The organism is Gelidibacter gilvus, from assembly GCF_004115975.1.
Classification (GTDB): domain Bacteria; phylum Bacteroidota; class Bacteroidia; order Flavobacteriales; family Flavobacteriaceae; genus Gelidibacter; species Gelidibacter gilvus.
On sequence record NZ_SDDZ01000008.1, the window covers coordinates 128,736 to 144,030 of the forward strand.

Genomic DNA, 15,295 nt, shown 5'->3' on the forward strand with positions numbered 1-15,295 from the left:
TTTATCTGAAAAATGAAAAGAGCCCTTTCTTTTTCTCAGGAATATTGGGTTCTTCCCTGGTAATTATTTGGTACACTTCACCCCAGCCAAGAACACCGCCGATGTTTCGGTCATCAATAAAAAGATCCGCATTTATTTTACGGCTTTTAGTATTGTCAAATTCCTCTCCCGGAAAACTTTTATTGACGGCATAAAACGTGATGCCGTTCTCCTCACAAAAGGCAACAGCCTCGTCGAGGGTTTTGCCATATCTGTATGTCCATAAAATCAAGCGGTGTCCATCTTCCTGAAGACGTTTCAAGGTTTCAAAGGCAAAAATACGTGCTTTCCCAATTCCTGGATAGCGATCTTCTACAATGGTGCCGTCAAAATCTACAGCGATAATGAGTCTGTTCTGAAAATTCATGTTTTAATGCTTTGGGGGGCAAAAATACAAATAAATAAGCTGCTTGTCCAAAATCATTATATCAACGGATGTTGGGTCATAATTTTGGGTTGTGGAACGCCCATTAGCTTGAGAATTGTGGGTGCCAAATCGCCCAAAATGCCATCGCTAATGTGTTTTAAATCTTTATCGATTAAAATAATAGGTACTGGATTGGTGGTATGTGCCGTGTTTGGAGAGCCATCCGGATTGATCATGGTTTCACAATTGCCATGATCGGCAATCAATAAAGTGGTATAGCCGTGCTCAAGAGCTGTAGTCACCACATCTTTTACTACAATGTCAACTGCTTCACAAGCTTGAATGGCTGCTTGCATAACGCCAGTATGACCCACCATGTCGCCATTGGCAAAATTGAGGCACACAAAATCGACTTCTTCACTTTCCAATTCTGGAATTAAAGCATCGCGCAATTCAAAGGCACTCATTTCTGGTTTTAGATCGTAAGTGGCGACTTTGGGTGAATTTCTCAGAATACGTTTCTCCCCATCAAAAGGAACTTCTCGTCCTCCTGAAAAGAAAAACGTCACATGCGGATATTTTTCTGTTTCCGCAATACGGATCTGTTTTTTATGATACTTTTCTAAAACTTCGCCTAAAGTTTCGGTCAAATTGTCTTTTTCGAAAACGACTTTAATTCCCGTGAAAACATCATCATAATTTGTTAAGGTTACATAGTACAAATCGAGTTTGTGCATGTTTTGTTCATGAAAATCATATTGTGACAAGGCTTGCGTTAATTGCCTTCCGCGATCGGTTCTGAAGTTGAAGAAAATAACCACATCGCCATCCTTGATTTTTGCCTTAGGATGACCATCTTGATCGGTCATCACAATTGGTTTTATGAATTCATCCGTCACATCATGGTTATAACTGTTTTGTATGGACTGGATCGCATCTGTGGAAGGTTCTCCAATGCCATTCACTATAGCATCATAAGCCAGTTTGACACGCTCCCAACGTTTATCGCGGTCCATGGCATAATAGCGTCCTGTTACAGTCGCCAATTCTGCCGAACTATCTTTAATATGATTTTGAAGTTGGGCTATAAAACCTAATCCAGACTTCGGGTCAACATCACGTCCATCTGTAAAAGCATGAATGAAAACGTCATCAAGATGATACGCTTTTGCAGCATCCAACAAGCCAAATAAATGATTGATATGCGAATGCACACCACCATCACTCAACAAACCTAAAAAGTGAACTGGTTTATGATTTTCTTTGGCGAAATTAAAAGCATCCACCAATACGTGCTCTTGCGCAAGCGTATTATTTTGAACCGCCAAATTTATTTTTGCCAAGTCCTGATACACAATTCTGCCCGCACCTAAATTCATATGGCCCACTTCACTATTGCCCATTTGACCTTCTGGTAATCCTACGTGGAGACCGTCAGTTCTTAGGGAAGCATTGGGGTATTTGAGATATAGCGAATCAATAAATGGCGTATATGCATTATCTATGGCTGAAACTTTTGGATCTGGAGATTTTCCCCATCCGTCAAGAATCATTAGGATTACTTTTTTGTTCATGGTGATTTGTTTTGAGTTTCAAAGATAAAGTTTATAGAATCAAATGGTAGCATATCGACTTAAAATTCCGCATATAATCAGCGTATTTTTTTAGACAAACAGTGTAAAGTTTGTCTTTATGGGATTCATATTTATAACGATAATCTGCATAAAAAAAGTAAAAAAATGCTATTTAATTAGAAATACTGTAACAGCTCCAATTTTGAATCGTCTTTCTTATATAATCAAAAAGTAATCACATACCCGCCAGTACAAAAAAGATACGTTCGGGCGGGTCAAAAATCATTCATCATGAAAAAAACAATCATTATTTCCGCAATCGCATTAGGTTTTGCATTTCACACCTCTAATGCAACCACATCAATTCAAACTTCAAAGCCTTCAAGTTTTGTAAAAACAAAAGTTTCTGTCAACCCATTCTGTGTTTCCATTGTAAAAGGCGATCTTGAAACAGTTAAAAAGTTGATCCAATTTGGTGCTGATGTCAATGAGGCGTCAAATGGAATGACACCTGCAATGTACGCTGCCAAATATAATCGGGTAGATATTTTGGAGCTACTCGTAAAACATGGCGCTGAGCTTAAAAAGAGAACAGAAAAGGGTTTAAACGCCATGGATTATGCAAAGCGATCAAATGCGAAAGATGCCTTAGCCTATTTGAAAAATCTTTCATAATATCGAAAGTTGAGTTAGTGTTTAGGAAAGCTTCTTTTTTAAGAGGCTTTTTTATTCCCACCAGAGGATTTTAATACCCCGAGGCTTGGGTCGATCGAAAAGACAATTTCTTATTCCTACCTCATGTACTCGCCCCGAGGTTCTCTGTTTTTCGCTGAATTCACAAAAGTTCCGGATTAATATCCAAAATATTTTCGGCGTAATAGCTGTCCAAAAAAGAATCGGTGAGGTGTTGGTGCCCCATCAGGGATTCGTTTTTTAGTATGTCCTTCAAATTTAATTTTCTGTAGGAATTGAGATAGTCACAAGAAAGCGCTTTATAGCTATAATGCCAAGGTTCATATTTAAAACCTTTACGTTCAGGTTTGTCGGTGTAAACCAAATAAAAACCGAAGTCTCTGGAATTTGCGTCCATCCATTTTTTAAGATTCACATAACTTCCATTGCCTTCAAAATGACTCGGACTCAATACGTTTTTGGGTTGGGCAACGTTGGCGTCAATGATATCCATATCTGTGCCCCAATGATGGCGTGACGTTCCTGGAATAGTCGAATATTCTATGATTTTTTGAATTGCATTTTCTGGAGATAAACCTTGTTGGGTGAAATTCTTGTATTTGCGTTCCCAAATCCGATTTTGATGCGCAAAATTCCGATAACTGGAGACCACTTGAATCGAAATATTATCCTTTAAGGCGGCAGTTTTCATTTTTGTAAATGCATCAAAGGCTTCCTTGCGAATTTGAAATCCGTTGCCATAAAGTGTTGGATTCCCTTTTCCTATTAATTCCTCATAACTCAATTCGGCATTTTGAAAGGCCAATTGTGGTACTATGCCCATTGCCATTGCGCTAAGAGCTATGGTTTTTATAAAATCTTTTCTATCCATGTTTTTAATTTGTTTTCAACAATTGCACGTCAGTCGACCTTATGAGAATTTAGGGTTACTATGGTTTTTCGAGATTTTATTTCCACAAGTGAGTCTTAGTGCATCGAGGTTCTTGATTTTGATGATGACGTTCATTTTTTTTTATAGATAACACCAAAATATAATGTTATTGGTTAATTATAAATCTCCCAATCAAAATTCTCATCATTTTACTGTTTTAGTCTTGATTCTTGATTCTAATAGCGACCTGTGCTGAGCGGAGTCGAAGCAAGCGGTCTTGATTCTTTTTTATTAAATCAATCAAAATTAACCAATTTACCTTTGAAGTAATTTATTTATTTTTACTTAAAATTTAAAGTATGCCCATTTCATTTAAAATATTAGAACCTTCTCAGATCAATTCTATCATTCCATTAATGTTGAAATTGAACAACCATAAAATTTCTGAAGCGGTGCTCAAGCAGCGCTTTGCTGAAATGGTGACCCAAAACTATGAATGTGCGGCGCTCTATGATCGTGATAAACTCATTGGAATAGCCGGGATGTGGTTTTGTACCCGTCATTATTCGGGTAGAAGTGTAGAACTAGACCATGTGATTATTGAGGACGGTTACAGAAAGAAAGGTTTGGGCAAGCAGTTTATGAAATGTATTTATGATTATGCGTTACAAAAGGGTTTCCAATCGGTAGAACTGAATACTTATGTACAAAATCATCTATCACATAAGTTTTATATGAACGAAGGGTTTGAAATTTTAGGTTATCATTTTTTGAAGAAACTTTAGCAAGGAGTTACGAGTATTTTTTAGACACGAATTTCACTGATTTTCACTAAATATTACTAATCAATAATTTTACTAATTATTTGTACGACTCCTATTGACATGAAGTTACCTTTGAACTGAAGTTTATTATGAATTGGCACGAATCCAATTTGACATATCCAATTCTAATAGTTACCAATCATAGGGGATAGTTCTTTGAGAAACTTGTGTCTCCTTTGTGTAACTCTGTGTAATAGCTCCTTTCGACATCTCCCCAATAGCTTTTGGAATCACTGATTTACGACGCCTACAAATTTTGTCATCCGTCAAATGTCTATTTGCAGAAGCAATAGGTACATTCAACACAAATTCCTTTTTTAAACACGTTTTATACGGATAGTTTGTGTTTTAAACTTCTGCGACTGCTACTGTTGACTGTTGACTGTTGACTGCTGACTGCCAACTGAACTACTTCAATCCACTCAAATCCGTGCCCGTTTCCACCTCATAAGGCGCTTTGTTATATTCAAAAATCCGAGCATCCAATTCCCCTTCCAAAGTAATCCGATCCCCATTAACTTCCAACCAGCTGCCTTCTCTGAGACCAATCACTGGTTGCGAATTAAAAGCATGAAATTCTTGGATCCGTGTTTCTCGGGTTTCACCCATGTGTTTGCATTTTTTATCTGGATCTAAATAATGCGGATTAATATTAAATGGCACTATTGCCAAAGTTTTAAAGCTAGGCGGATAGACAATAGGCATATCATTGGTGGTGTTGATAGTAAGTCCGCAGATATTACTGCCTGCACTTGTGCCCAAATAAGGCGTTCCACCATGAATCACGTTTTGCATGGTGCTGATCAAATCATTTCTATAAAGCTGATTGACCAATACAAACGTATTGCCACCGCCAACGAAAATACCTTTGGCATTCTTTAAAGCCTCTTTAGGATTGTCAAACTCGTGAATGCCTTTGACTACTTTTCCGATTTCTGAAAATGCTTCTTGGGCTTTTGTGGTGTATTCATCATGACTTATGCCGCCTGGACGTGCGTAAGGAATAAATAAAATCGTATTGGTATCTTTAAAAAGAAAAGTCAATTCTTCTAAAAGATAGTTTAGATATCCACTCCCATGTAAGGTTGAGGTGCTGGCAATGATCATTTGTTTCATAGAATGTTATTTTTTTCTCGTGGCATATTTTACAGAAGGTTGTTGTAGGAAATATCCTGAAATTTGCCCACAATAGCTGTATTCTCGAATATTTTGTTGTAAATTTAAGTAATCTGGCAATTTAACAAAAGTTTAAACAGGCTTTAGAGTTTAATTAAGAGAGTTCATGCTTTCTTTATCGGTCTAACTAAAAATCCAATCTTATGAAAACAGCTTTACTTTATCTATTTCTCCTTTCACCTTTCTTCTTTTTGACTGCGCAAAATATCAAGCGCGTGGAAATTTCAGGAAAAATTGTGGTGAACAGTGATGATTTGGAGGGGATCACGGTTTATAATACCTCCGCTAAAAAAGGCGTTCTGACAGACGAAAATGGTCTGTTTACGGTAAGTGTGGCATTGAATGATATAATTGAGTTTAGGGCGCTACAGTTTCAGGACTTTACAGTGACCATTGATGAAAACATCATTAAGACGAAAAAAATGACCGTGTTTTTGGTCGAACAAATCAATAAATTGGATGAGGTAGTCATTCTGCCTTATGACCTTTCAGGAAATTTACTTGTGGATATTGAAAGTGTCAAAACCTTTAATCCGGATTTAGACGCTATTTATTTTGGTGTGGCAAATATGAATGAATATGAATTTCCCGAAGATTACAGATCAAAAGTTGTCAACGTTGCCATGCCGGGAACAGGAAATAATATTCCTTATGGTTTAAATGTCATCGGGATTGTGGATTTGTTCTTAAGACCAATTTTCAATTCTAAAAAGAATAAAGATATCGAAGTCATGGGGCCGGAAGATTCTAATAAAGCCTTTACTGACCTCTATAGTACTAAGTTTTTAGTGGAGAATTTTAATATTCCGGAAAATAAAGTGAATGATTTTGTGGATTACGTAGAAGACCAAGGGGTGGATTATTCACTCTTAAATTCAGGAAAGGAATTCGAGTTTTTAGAATTTATCAGTATTAAAAGTAAAGAATTTTTAGCCAAAGAAGGTGGGAAAAAGTAATTGTGTCCTTCCTTTTTTTATGGTCTTTGGAATTCACTTTATGATGGGGCAAACCGTTGACATCAAAGGCAGAATTATTGCTAATGACGATGTGGAAGGTATTCATATTCTCAATAACACGTCCAGCACCTTTACAATTTCTAACAGACAAGGCGAATTTTCCATCACAGTTAAACTGAATGATACCTTAGCATTTTCCGGCGTATCGTACCTATTGAAAAAAGTAGTGGTGGGTCAAGATATGATCAAGTCAAAATCTTTGATTATTTACCTCACTGAAAAAGTAAATGCTTTGGATGAAGTGGTGGTGGGAAAGATATTGACGGGCGATTTGAGTTCAGACTTAGCTAATTCAGGAATTGAGCGCACTATCAATTTTTTCGATTTGGGAATTCCAGGATATGCCGGGAAGCCTAAAACACAAAGTGAGAGACGATTGTATACTGCAGGAGACTTCAAACCTATTCATTTGCTAAGTTTATTAGGTGGTTCTCTTGATGTAGACCCTATCTTGAATGCCATTTCTGGAAGAACCAAGTTATTAAAACATAGGATCCATCTTGAAAATAAGGATAAATGCATCGATAGGACCAAATCAAATCTTTCTCAAATTTTATTTACGGCACATTCGCTGGAAGAATCTTATAGAAATGAATTTTTCTACTTCTGTGCCGATGATGATCAATTTGATAATCTATGCATCATTAACGACGATTTTAAAACGCTCGAGTTTCTGAAAGAAAAACTGGTGAGCTTCAAATCCATTCTGCAATCAACCATCCAAGAGTGAGAAGTCAACTATTTTTTAGCATTCTAGGATTGTTTTTTGTGAAAAATGCGCATTCGCAATCTGTGGAAATCAAAGGGAAAATTAGTGCACCCCATGAGGTGGATGGCATCCATATTATCAATAAAACTGCTAGTAGATTCACGATTTCCAATAGTAATGGCGAATTTGTTGTAGAGGCGAAATTGAACGATACCATACTTTTTTCTGGCATTTCCTATCAACCCAAAGAGATTGTCGTTACCAAATTCATCATCGCCGCTAAAGAATTCACCGTATATTTAGAAGAGTTGGTCAATGCCTTGGATGAGGTTGTCGTCGGGAAAGTGCTTACGGGCGATTTGATGTCCGATATCGCGAATGCCGATTTAAAACGTGATCTTGATTTTTATGACTTGGGCATTCCAGGATATACCGGGAAATTGAGGACTCAAACTGAAAGACGCTTGTATGAAGCAACCTCAGGAGGAGGTCTCATCCCCATTTTTCCAATCATTAATGCCATTACAGGACGGACAAAGCTCTTAAAACAACATGTGAAATTCGAGAAATTAAATAATTGTCTCGAAAAAATGAGATCTGATTTTTCTGAAGATTTATTTAGTAATTATGACTTGGAAGACGGCCAAAAAGCAGAATTCTTCTTCTATTGCCAAGATGATCCCGAGTTTGAAAATCTATGTAAAATAAAAAATGATTTGGCAGTTTTCGAATTCTTGGAAGCTAAATTGGAAGCTTTTGACGCTATTCTACAAACACAAAAAGAATAGAAATATCTTTTCGATTGTTTTTTGCAAACCACAAAACTGTATTTTTGTATTTCAAATTCACTATGAAAACCATTAAAATTTTTGTTTTAGGGCTTGTTTTTCCACTATTGCTTTCGGTAAATGTGCATAAATTTTATGTGAGCGTTACTGAAGTTGTGTATGTGAAAGAGAAAACGTCCGTGCAGATAATTACTAGAATCTTTATTGACGATTTGGAGAATGCACTCCGTCAGCGCTATAACAAACACTTGACTTTAGCTCCGGAAAATGAAGCGAAGGAAGTAGAAGACTATTTGCAGCGTTATTTAAAAGATAAAATTTCCATCCAAATCAATGGAAAGTTCGTTGACTATAAATTCATCGGAAAAGAATATGACAATGATATTGTATTCTGTTATTTAGAAATAGCTGACGTCAAGGACATCAAGAGTTTTGAAATCTCAAATAAAGTATTGTTTGAGAGTTTTGACGACCAACAGAATATTGTAAAACTCAAAATAAAAGATCAAAATAAAAGTTTTATTTTGATCAATCAGTCGGATAAAGCACTATTGAAGCTTTAATTTTTTCCTGCTGATAATGCCTTATTAATAAATAGAATCTCTAGACAAATAACTGTTTTCCATGAAAATACTCAAACTATTAGGTTTTGCGCTCATGACCATCTCTGTTGGTGCTCTCGCTCAAAATGACACCAAACAAGATCGTAAACCCGGTCATGTCAATACCAATAAATTCAGGCAGTTATACAATGAGTTTTCTACGCCTAATATGTATCGATCGGCTTCTGGTGCACCTGGCGTTGCCTATTATCAGCAGCAAGCAGATTATAAGATAAATATTGAGTTGGATGATGAGAACGCGAAAATTTCTGGAGATGAGGTCGTTACTTATACCAACAATTCCCCAGATGTGTTGACTTATCTTTGGTTGCAACTCGACCAAAATGTACGTGCAAAAGATTCAAAATCGCCTTTAATTGAAAGTAGGGGCGTAGCCAAAGCCACAGCAACGTCGCAGTTTGCATCAGATTATCTCACTGAAAGTTTTGATGGCGGATTCAATATTTTGGAAGTAAAAGATAGCAGCGGAAAACCATTACCATATACGATCAATCAAACCATGATGCGCGTGGAACTCCCGCAACCTTTAAAATCAGGAGAAAAATTCTCTTTTGGTATCAAGTGGTGGTACAATATCAATGATCACATTAAAGACGGTGCGCGTTCTGGATATGAATACTTTCCAGAAGATGGCAATAGAGCCTATGTCATTGCACAGTTTCATCCGCGTATGGCGGTTTATAATGATGTTGAAGGTTGGCAACATTCCCAGTTTTGGGGACGTGATGAATTTGCTTTGCCGTTTGGGAATTTTGAAGTGAACATTACCGTTCCTGCGGATCACATTTTAGATGCCACCGGAAAATTGATGAACAGAAAGGAGGTGTTTTCAAAAGAGATGATGCAACGCTATGAAAAGGCTAAGAAATCCTTTGACAAACCTGTTCTTATTGTGACGCAAGCAGAAGCGGAAAAGGCAGAGAAAAGTTTTTCGAAAGCGAAGAAAACATGGAAATTATACGCTGAAAATGTACGTGATTTTGGTTTTGCAACCTCTCGTAAATTTATTTGGGATATGATGGCTGTTAAAGTTGGCAACAAAGAGGTTATGGCGGTGTCTTTATATCCAAAAGAAGGCAATCCGCTTTGGGAAGAATGGTCGACCAAAGTTGTGGCAAGCACCTTAAAATCGTATTCAAAGATGACCTTTGATTATCCATACCACAAGGCTATTTCTGTACATGCCGATCGGCAAGGAATGGAATATCCAATGATTTGCTGGAATTATGGACGTCCAGAAAAAGATGGAACGTATAGTGATCGGGTAAAATACGGTATGATGGGTGTGATTGTTCATGAGGTTGGCCATAATTTTTTTCCGATGATTGTCAATAGTGATGAACGCCAATGGACCTGGATGGACGAAGGTTTGAATACTTTTTTACAATATGTCGCCGAACAGGATTTTGGTGAAGCCTATCCAGAAGCTTTATCGCCAAATGATAAAAAATTTCCGTCGCGTCGTGGACCAGCCGAAAACATCATTCCTTATATGGAAGGCAATCAAGATTATATTGCGCCCATCATGAGTAAAGGATTGAATACCTACCAATTTGGGAATAACGCCTACGGAAAACCTGCAACAGCGCTTAATATTTTAAGAGAAACCGTTATGAGTCGTGAACTGTTTGATTATGCCTTTAAGGAATACGCACGTCGTTGGATGTTTAAGCACCCTACACCTGAAGATTTTTTCAGAACTATGGAAGATGCTTCAGCTTTTGATTTGGATTGGTTTTGGAGAGGGTGGTTTTATACGACGGATTGGGTGGATATCGGAATTAAAGAGGTTACAAAGTTTTATGTATCTGCAGAGCCTAACCAATATATGAAGGATGTTGCTGCACGAAGAGGTTTGGATATTAATAATCTTTCACCAATGGTATTTATGGTTGAAGACGGTACTGATGAACTTACAGAAACGATTAGAAATGGCATTCAAGCGGAGGATATTCCAACATTGAAAGAATATCTGATGGATAATTTCACGGAAACTGAACGTGAAAATATGATCACGCCAAAATATTTTTATAATGTTACTTTTGAAAAGCCGGGAGGATTGGTCATGCCTATTATTGTGCAATATAATTATGTGGATGGAACCTCTGAAACAGTAACCTATCCTGCAGAAATCTGGAGATTAAATGACCGTCAAGTCAACAAGGCAATTCCTTCTCAAAAGGAGATCAGCTCTATCGTTGTGGACCCAAATAAAGAAACAGCAGACATTGATACTTCAAACAATTCTTGGCCTAAAAAGATGGAACAAAGCCAATTTGATGCTTTTAAGAATAAAGTTCAAGACTAACATAAAGAACTTTAACAAGAGCCGATTAATTTAACAGTCGGCTTTTTTATTGGATTCAAAACATCTCACTATATTTGCAATGTGATACTACATTCTACATTCTTATTCATTGGCACCACAGAGGTCATGTTTATACTATTTATAGTTGTGATGGTTTTTGGTGCAGATAAAATACCTGACATTGCACGCGGGATGGGCAAAGGCATGCGCACCCTTAGAGACGCCACCAATGATCTCAAATCTGAGATTACCAAAACTGCAGAAAAGAATGGTATCAATACTACGGAGCACACCAAGGCTTTTACTGATGAAGTTCAAAAGGTGAAAGATGAGTTGGAAGAGACCATTGGTTCGGTGAAACGCAAATTATAAAACAATCAACCGCTTGTCTTTGTTTCCGATAAAGATCTTTTTTATCGATATCTTATTCGTCCTTATCTAAATAATGAAGGACAATGTCTAAAGTTTCCAGACTTTCAGCATGTTCCAATAGGGTTCTGTTGACCTCATAAATGAGTTTTGAATCTTCTGGAAAAGCAAATCCATAACCTTGCTTAAAATATTCAGCTTTGGCAATAAAAAGGTCCTCATCCTTATGGTTTTTCATATAATATAATAGTTGCGGACGGTCATAGACCACAGCATCCACCTCTTTGTTTTTCAATTTTGACATGGCTTCCATGAGGTTATCAACGCCGGTGATTTTCGCTTTATATTCTTTCAGGAACGTCTCAGAAGGCGATGCAGCAATAGTTGCAACCTTTCGTCCAGACAACTGTTCAATATTGGCGTATGTAGAGGTTCCGAGCGATGATAAAGTAAGTGTGCTAGCAATACCAGCCACCATTGACGTTGCGAAAATAATGGAAATGATCATCCAACTTCCCGCAATAATCCGTCCCCATAACGTAATGGGCGCTTTATCTCCATATCCGGTCGTACTCATCGTTACAATGGCGAGCCACATACCTGTTCCAATACCATCTGCAATTTTTGAGGGAAACTGTTCTGGTGATTTTTTTCGCTCTGCCAACCACAATAAGGCGCCAACAATTGCTAAAATAATCAGGAAGATCCCAACGGCAAATAATAATTTAATGCTAAAAAGAGGCTTGACTTTTTGCCAAAGCGTGAGTTCGTCTACGCGAGAGACAATTGCCAAACTTGAATTATAGAAAGGTTGCGAAAAACGCATATATTCAAGACGTTGCGAAGTGATGCTGATAGGACCAACCACAACATCCAATTCACCTTTGTTTAATGCGTATAAGGCATCTTCCACGTTATCAGAAGTTTTATAGGTATAATCCCAAGACTTCTTTTTAGCCATGTCTTCCCATATTTCTATGGCAATGCCTTTGGTTGATGAATTTTTTGAAAACACGAACGGTTCATTGCCAGCAACTCCTACAACTAGTTTTTCGGCGTTGGAAGGCTCCTCTTTTGCTTCTTGGGCATGAAGTGCGGCGATAGAAAATAAGTAAGTAAAACAAAAAAGGAAGCATGATGTCGCAATGGCTTTTAATCTCATAAAATGTATTTTGGAAGCTTTATCTCTAGCGATATAATACTACAAATTTTATTTTCTCACAAGTTTTATTCACCTGATTTAGTAAAGATTTGTGGTAAATGTTTTTATTTTTTTCTGCTTATCGTCAGACCATCACGAATGGGAAGTAGCAGGGTTTCAACACGATCATCAGCTTTAAGTAGGTTGTTATAGGCAACAATAGCTTCCGTTGAAATATCATCTTTTTTTAAAGGCTCGAGCACTTTTCCACTCCAGAGGACATTATCGGAAAGAATGATGCCTCCAGGGTTAAGCTTGTCAATAATGAGATGAAAGTAATTGCTGTAGTTTTCTTTATCCGCATCTATAAAGACGATATCAAAATTCGTTTTTAGTTGCGGAACGATGTCTAAAGCATTCCCTAGATGCTGATGGATTTGATTTCCGAAATTGGATGCATCAAAATATCTGCGCTGAAAATCCACCAATTCTTCATTAATGTCAATGGTATGAAGTTCGCCATTTTTTTGAAGGCCTTCTGCCAAACATAAAGCAGAATAGCCCGTGTAGGTGCCAATTTCCAATATTTTTTTGGGATTCATTAATTTCGAGATCATACTTAAGACGCGGCCTTGGTAGTGACCGCTGAGCATTCGCGGTTGTAATATTTTTTGATGCGTTTCTCTAGAAAGTTGTTGTAATAATTCTGGTTCGTTTTCAGAATGGCTTTCAATATAATTCTCTAATTGATCTGATATAAAATGCATAATTTTCTCTTTAATCGATTTTATGGTCGACTTTTTAATTGTCAAGTGGATGTTTTCAAATTAAGCTTTTTGGCTCACCTAAATATTAGGATAAAATAGGAGTAGGTTAGTCTTTTTTGAAACGAAACTGCCCGTTCATTTGGCCGGGATGGACGAGTATTTACAAATCCATCGAAATGCTTTAGTTTCAAAACGACCCAAAGCAACAACCAATAGCCGATTGCAATTAGCTCAATATTCTATTGATAAGTTTTTGTTTGGCAGCCTCATCATCACCACACAGCCACCTAATCACATTATCTTCCCAAATGGCATCGCGTTCTTCTTCGGTAATAATTTCACGTTTTACTGCCAAATCTAAAATTTTTCCAGGGTAGGATGATTGTTGTGCACTTTCCATTTCTCCCAAAGGATAAGGATCATCCAAGCCCATAAGAACTTGTTTTGAACCTTGGTTTTTGATTAATAATTGCAAACCTCCGGTATCGTGCACCAAAGTGTCAAAGAAAATGTTTTTATGACCAACCGCTCTTCTAGGATGAGTTTTTCCTTCGAATAGATCTGGTCTGCCATCAAAACCCTGAATACGTCGTCCTAAGTTGATTTGTGCCAGTTGTCCACCATGGGCAAAACAGGTGCGCATATTTGGATATTTCTCTTGATAGCCATTTAAAGTCAAAAAATGATAGGCATCAGCACATTGCGCCAACATCCATATCAAGTGGAAACGCCATGACGTATTTTCTAATTTGATGAATTTTTCACCATCATAGGGATGGATTTCAACTGCCAAATTGTATTTGTTTGCCATTTCAAAAATGGGCTCATTTTCTTCATCAAAAATACACCGCCACGTCCCAATGGTGTCCATATAATGGGTTGGCAAGCACAATAATTGCATGCCCAATTCTTCTACACAACGCTCAATTTCCCAGCAAGCTCCTCTAACAAATCCTGGGTGGACTACAAATCCGCAAGTAAATTTACTCGGATTTTCCCTTTGGATTTTTGCGTTAAAATCATTTTGAAAACGTAAGGCCTGCTTCATTTCTTCTACACGCAAGCCATTGCCGTACAATTGAGAAAGATTTAAAACAACCGCATGGTCAATTTTAAAACGTTCCATCCACAGTAATTTATCGTCCAAAAAGAAACTCGAATCCGTTACTGGACGGCTCCAATCTTTTTGAAGCATGAATTTCCGATCCTTATCAACCCAAAAGATTTCTTTGTCCTTCATGAATTGCGGAATTTCCTCTGGGTAAGGAAGAAGATGCGAGTGACCGTTGATACGAAGTTTGCGTTTTGTCATGTTTATCTCCCAACAAAATGGGAGGAGTTTTTTACTTATTTATAATTTAAAATCTTCTGTTTTCATCCCACTTATTTGAGATGATAGCACCTTCCCTCAAACCCCGATAATATTGGGAGGGAAATTGTATTTAATCGATTTTTACCTTTTTAGGCGGCTCCATCAATTCTCCACAATTAGGGCATTTTCGTTTGTCTTGGTCGTTGTAATATTTATCAAAAATCTTTGGCATATCTGTTTCAATATTTTCAACCGTAAAATCCTCCTCATAAAGTTTGGTAGTACAATTTTCGCAAAACCAAAGCAGGGCATCACGCATCCCTTCTGGACGTTTGTATTCGATTACCAAACCTACGGTATTTGCACCCCTTTGTGGGGAATGCGGCACTTTTGGAGGCAGTAAATAAATATCACCTTCTTTGATATGCACGTCTTTTGGGGTGCCATTATCGATGATTTTTAAGACGATATCACCTTCAACCTGATAGAAAAATTCAGGAGTTTCGTTGTAGTGGTAATCTTTCCGAGTGTTGGGACCGCCAACCACCATCACGATGAAATCGCCGTCTTTCCAAACCACTTTATTTCCTACAGGAGGTTTTAATAAATGACGATTTTCTTCAATCCATTCCTTGAAATTTATGGGAGATACTAAGTTCATCTTTTTTTAGTTTTTTGGGCGTTCCCTTTCAGGTCAGGCTCTCGGCAGTCGCTCTCT

Annotated in this window: 16 protein-coding genes; 8 read left to right on the forward strand and 8 right to left on the reverse strand. The window is 37.5% G+C overall.

Translation table 11 applies throughout. The features are described from left to right. Position 1: 1 nt before the first annotated feature. Both ESZ48_RS13505 and gpmI read right to left on the reverse strand, forming a co-directional pair. Positions 2 to 406, reverse strand: coding sequence for a BT0820 family HAD-type phosphatase (locus ESZ48_RS13505; protein WP_129018034.1), 405 nt, complete (start codon positions 404 to 406; stop codon positions 2 to 4). Positions 407 to 462: 56 nt separating this feature from the next. After that, positions 463 to 1,980, reverse strand: coding sequence for a 2,3-bisphosphoglycerate-independent phosphoglycerate mutase (gene gpmI, locus ESZ48_RS13510; RefSeq protein ID WP_129018035.1), 1,518 nt, complete (start codon positions 1,978 to 1,980; stop codon positions 463 to 465). A 291-nt stretch (positions 1,981 to 2,271) separates the two neighbouring features. Here gpmI and ESZ48_RS13515 point away from each other — a divergent pair, with 291 nt between their 5' ends. Beyond that, on the forward strand, positions 2,272 to 2,655 hold the full coding sequence (locus tag ESZ48_RS13515) for an ankyrin repeat domain-containing protein (protein WP_129018036.1): 384 nt from the start codon (positions 2,272 to 2,274) through the stop codon (positions 2,653 to 2,655). 160 nt (positions 2,656 to 2,815) lie between these two features. On the opposite strand, the gene ESZ48_RS13520 is transcribed toward ESZ48_RS13515, so the two are convergent. After that, complete coding sequence (locus ESZ48_RS13520) at positions 2,816 to 3,544, reverse strand: M15 family metallopeptidase (RefSeq protein ID WP_129018037.1); 729 nt, start codon at positions 3,542 to 3,544, stop codon at positions 2,816 to 2,818. Positions 3,545 to 3,903: 359 nt separating this feature from the next. Between ESZ48_RS13520 and ESZ48_RS13525 the strand changes: the two genes are divergently transcribed. After that, complete coding sequence (locus ESZ48_RS13525; RefSeq protein WP_129018038.1) at positions 3,904 to 4,329, forward strand: GNAT family N-acetyltransferase; 426 nt, start codon at positions 3,904 to 3,906, stop codon at positions 4,327 to 4,329. A 447-nt stretch (positions 4,330 to 4,776) separates the two neighbouring features. Here ESZ48_RS13525 and pepE read toward each other — a convergent pair whose 3' ends face one another. Then, positions 4,777 to 5,484 carry a dipeptidase PepE gene (pepE, locus tag ESZ48_RS13530; RefSeq protein WP_129018039.1) on the reverse strand — a complete coding sequence of 236 codons (708 nt, stop codon included), beginning with the start codon at positions 5,482 to 5,484 and terminating at the stop codon, positions 4,777 to 4,779. A 203-nt stretch (positions 5,485 to 5,687) separates the two neighbouring features. On the opposite strand from pepE, the gene ESZ48_RS13535 reads away from it, so the two are divergent. The 6 genes from ESZ48_RS13535 (at position 5,688) to ESZ48_RS13560 (ending at position 11,360) form a co-directional block, all read left to right on the forward strand. Further along, on the forward strand, positions 5,688 to 6,500 hold the full coding sequence (locus tag ESZ48_RS13535; protein WP_129018040.1) for a carboxypeptidase-like regulatory domain-containing protein: 813 nt from the start codon (positions 5,688 to 5,690) through the stop codon (positions 6,498 to 6,500). Next, complete coding sequence (locus ESZ48_RS13540) at positions 6,487 to 7,290, forward strand: hypothetical protein (RefSeq protein ID WP_129018041.1); 804 nt, start codon at positions 6,487 to 6,489, stop codon at positions 7,288 to 7,290. The genes ESZ48_RS13535 and ESZ48_RS13540 overlap by 14 nt, the downstream gene beginning before the upstream one ends. After that, the gene (locus ESZ48_RS13545) at positions 7,287 to 8,057 is read left to right on the forward strand and encodes a hypothetical protein (protein WP_129018042.1); all 771 of its coding nucleotides are present in this window, start codon (positions 7,287 to 7,289) and stop codon (positions 8,055 to 8,057) included. The genes ESZ48_RS13540 and ESZ48_RS13545 overlap by 4 nt, the downstream gene beginning before the upstream one ends. Positions 8,058 to 8,119: 62 nt before the next feature. Then, a complete protein-coding gene (locus ESZ48_RS13550; protein WP_129018043.1) occupies positions 8,120 to 8,620 on the forward strand; it encodes a DUF6702 family protein in 501 nt (166 codons plus the stop codon). A 61-nt stretch (positions 8,621 to 8,681) separates the two neighbouring features. Further along, positions 8,682 to 10,988: a M1 family metallopeptidase gene (locus ESZ48_RS13555; protein WP_129018044.1), complete on the forward strand. Its 2,307-nt coding sequence runs from the start codon at positions 8,682 to 8,684 to the stop codon at positions 10,986 to 10,988. 81 nt (positions 10,989 to 11,069) lie between these two features. Beyond that, positions 11,070 to 11,360 carry a Sec-independent protein translocase subunit TatA/TatB gene (locus tag ESZ48_RS13560; RefSeq protein ID WP_129018045.1) on the forward strand — a complete coding sequence of 97 codons (291 nt, stop codon included), beginning with the start codon at positions 11,070 to 11,072 and terminating at the stop codon, positions 11,358 to 11,360. Positions 11,361 to 11,412: 52 nt separating this feature from the next. On the opposite strand, the gene ESZ48_RS13565 is transcribed toward ESZ48_RS13560, so the two are convergent. The 4 genes from ESZ48_RS13565 to ESZ48_RS13580 form a co-directional block, all read right to left on the reverse strand. Beyond that, positions 11,413 to 12,519 (reverse strand): transporter substrate-binding domain-containing protein, encoded by a 1,107-nt coding sequence (locus tag ESZ48_RS13565; protein WP_129018046.1) that lies wholly within the window; start codon positions 12,517 to 12,519, stop codon positions 11,413 to 11,415. Between the two features lie 104 nt (positions 12,520 to 12,623). Beyond that, the gene (locus ESZ48_RS13570; RefSeq protein ID WP_129018047.1) at positions 12,624 to 13,265 is read right to left on the reverse strand and encodes an O-methyltransferase; all 642 of its coding nucleotides are present in this window, start codon (positions 13,263 to 13,265) and stop codon (positions 12,624 to 12,626) included. A gap of 226 nt (positions 13,266 to 13,491) precedes the next feature. Beyond that, positions 13,492 to 14,577 carry an amidohydrolase family protein gene (locus ESZ48_RS13575; protein ID WP_129018048.1) on the reverse strand — a complete coding sequence of 362 codons (1,086 nt, stop codon included), beginning with the start codon at positions 14,575 to 14,577 and terminating at the stop codon, positions 13,492 to 13,494. Between the two features lie 130 nt (positions 14,578 to 14,707). Then, complete coding sequence (locus tag ESZ48_RS13580; RefSeq protein WP_129018049.1) at positions 14,708 to 15,238, reverse strand: 3-hydroxyanthranilate 3,4-dioxygenase; 531 nt, start codon at positions 15,236 to 15,238, stop codon at positions 14,708 to 14,710. Positions 15,239 to 15,295 lie beyond the last annotated feature (57 nt).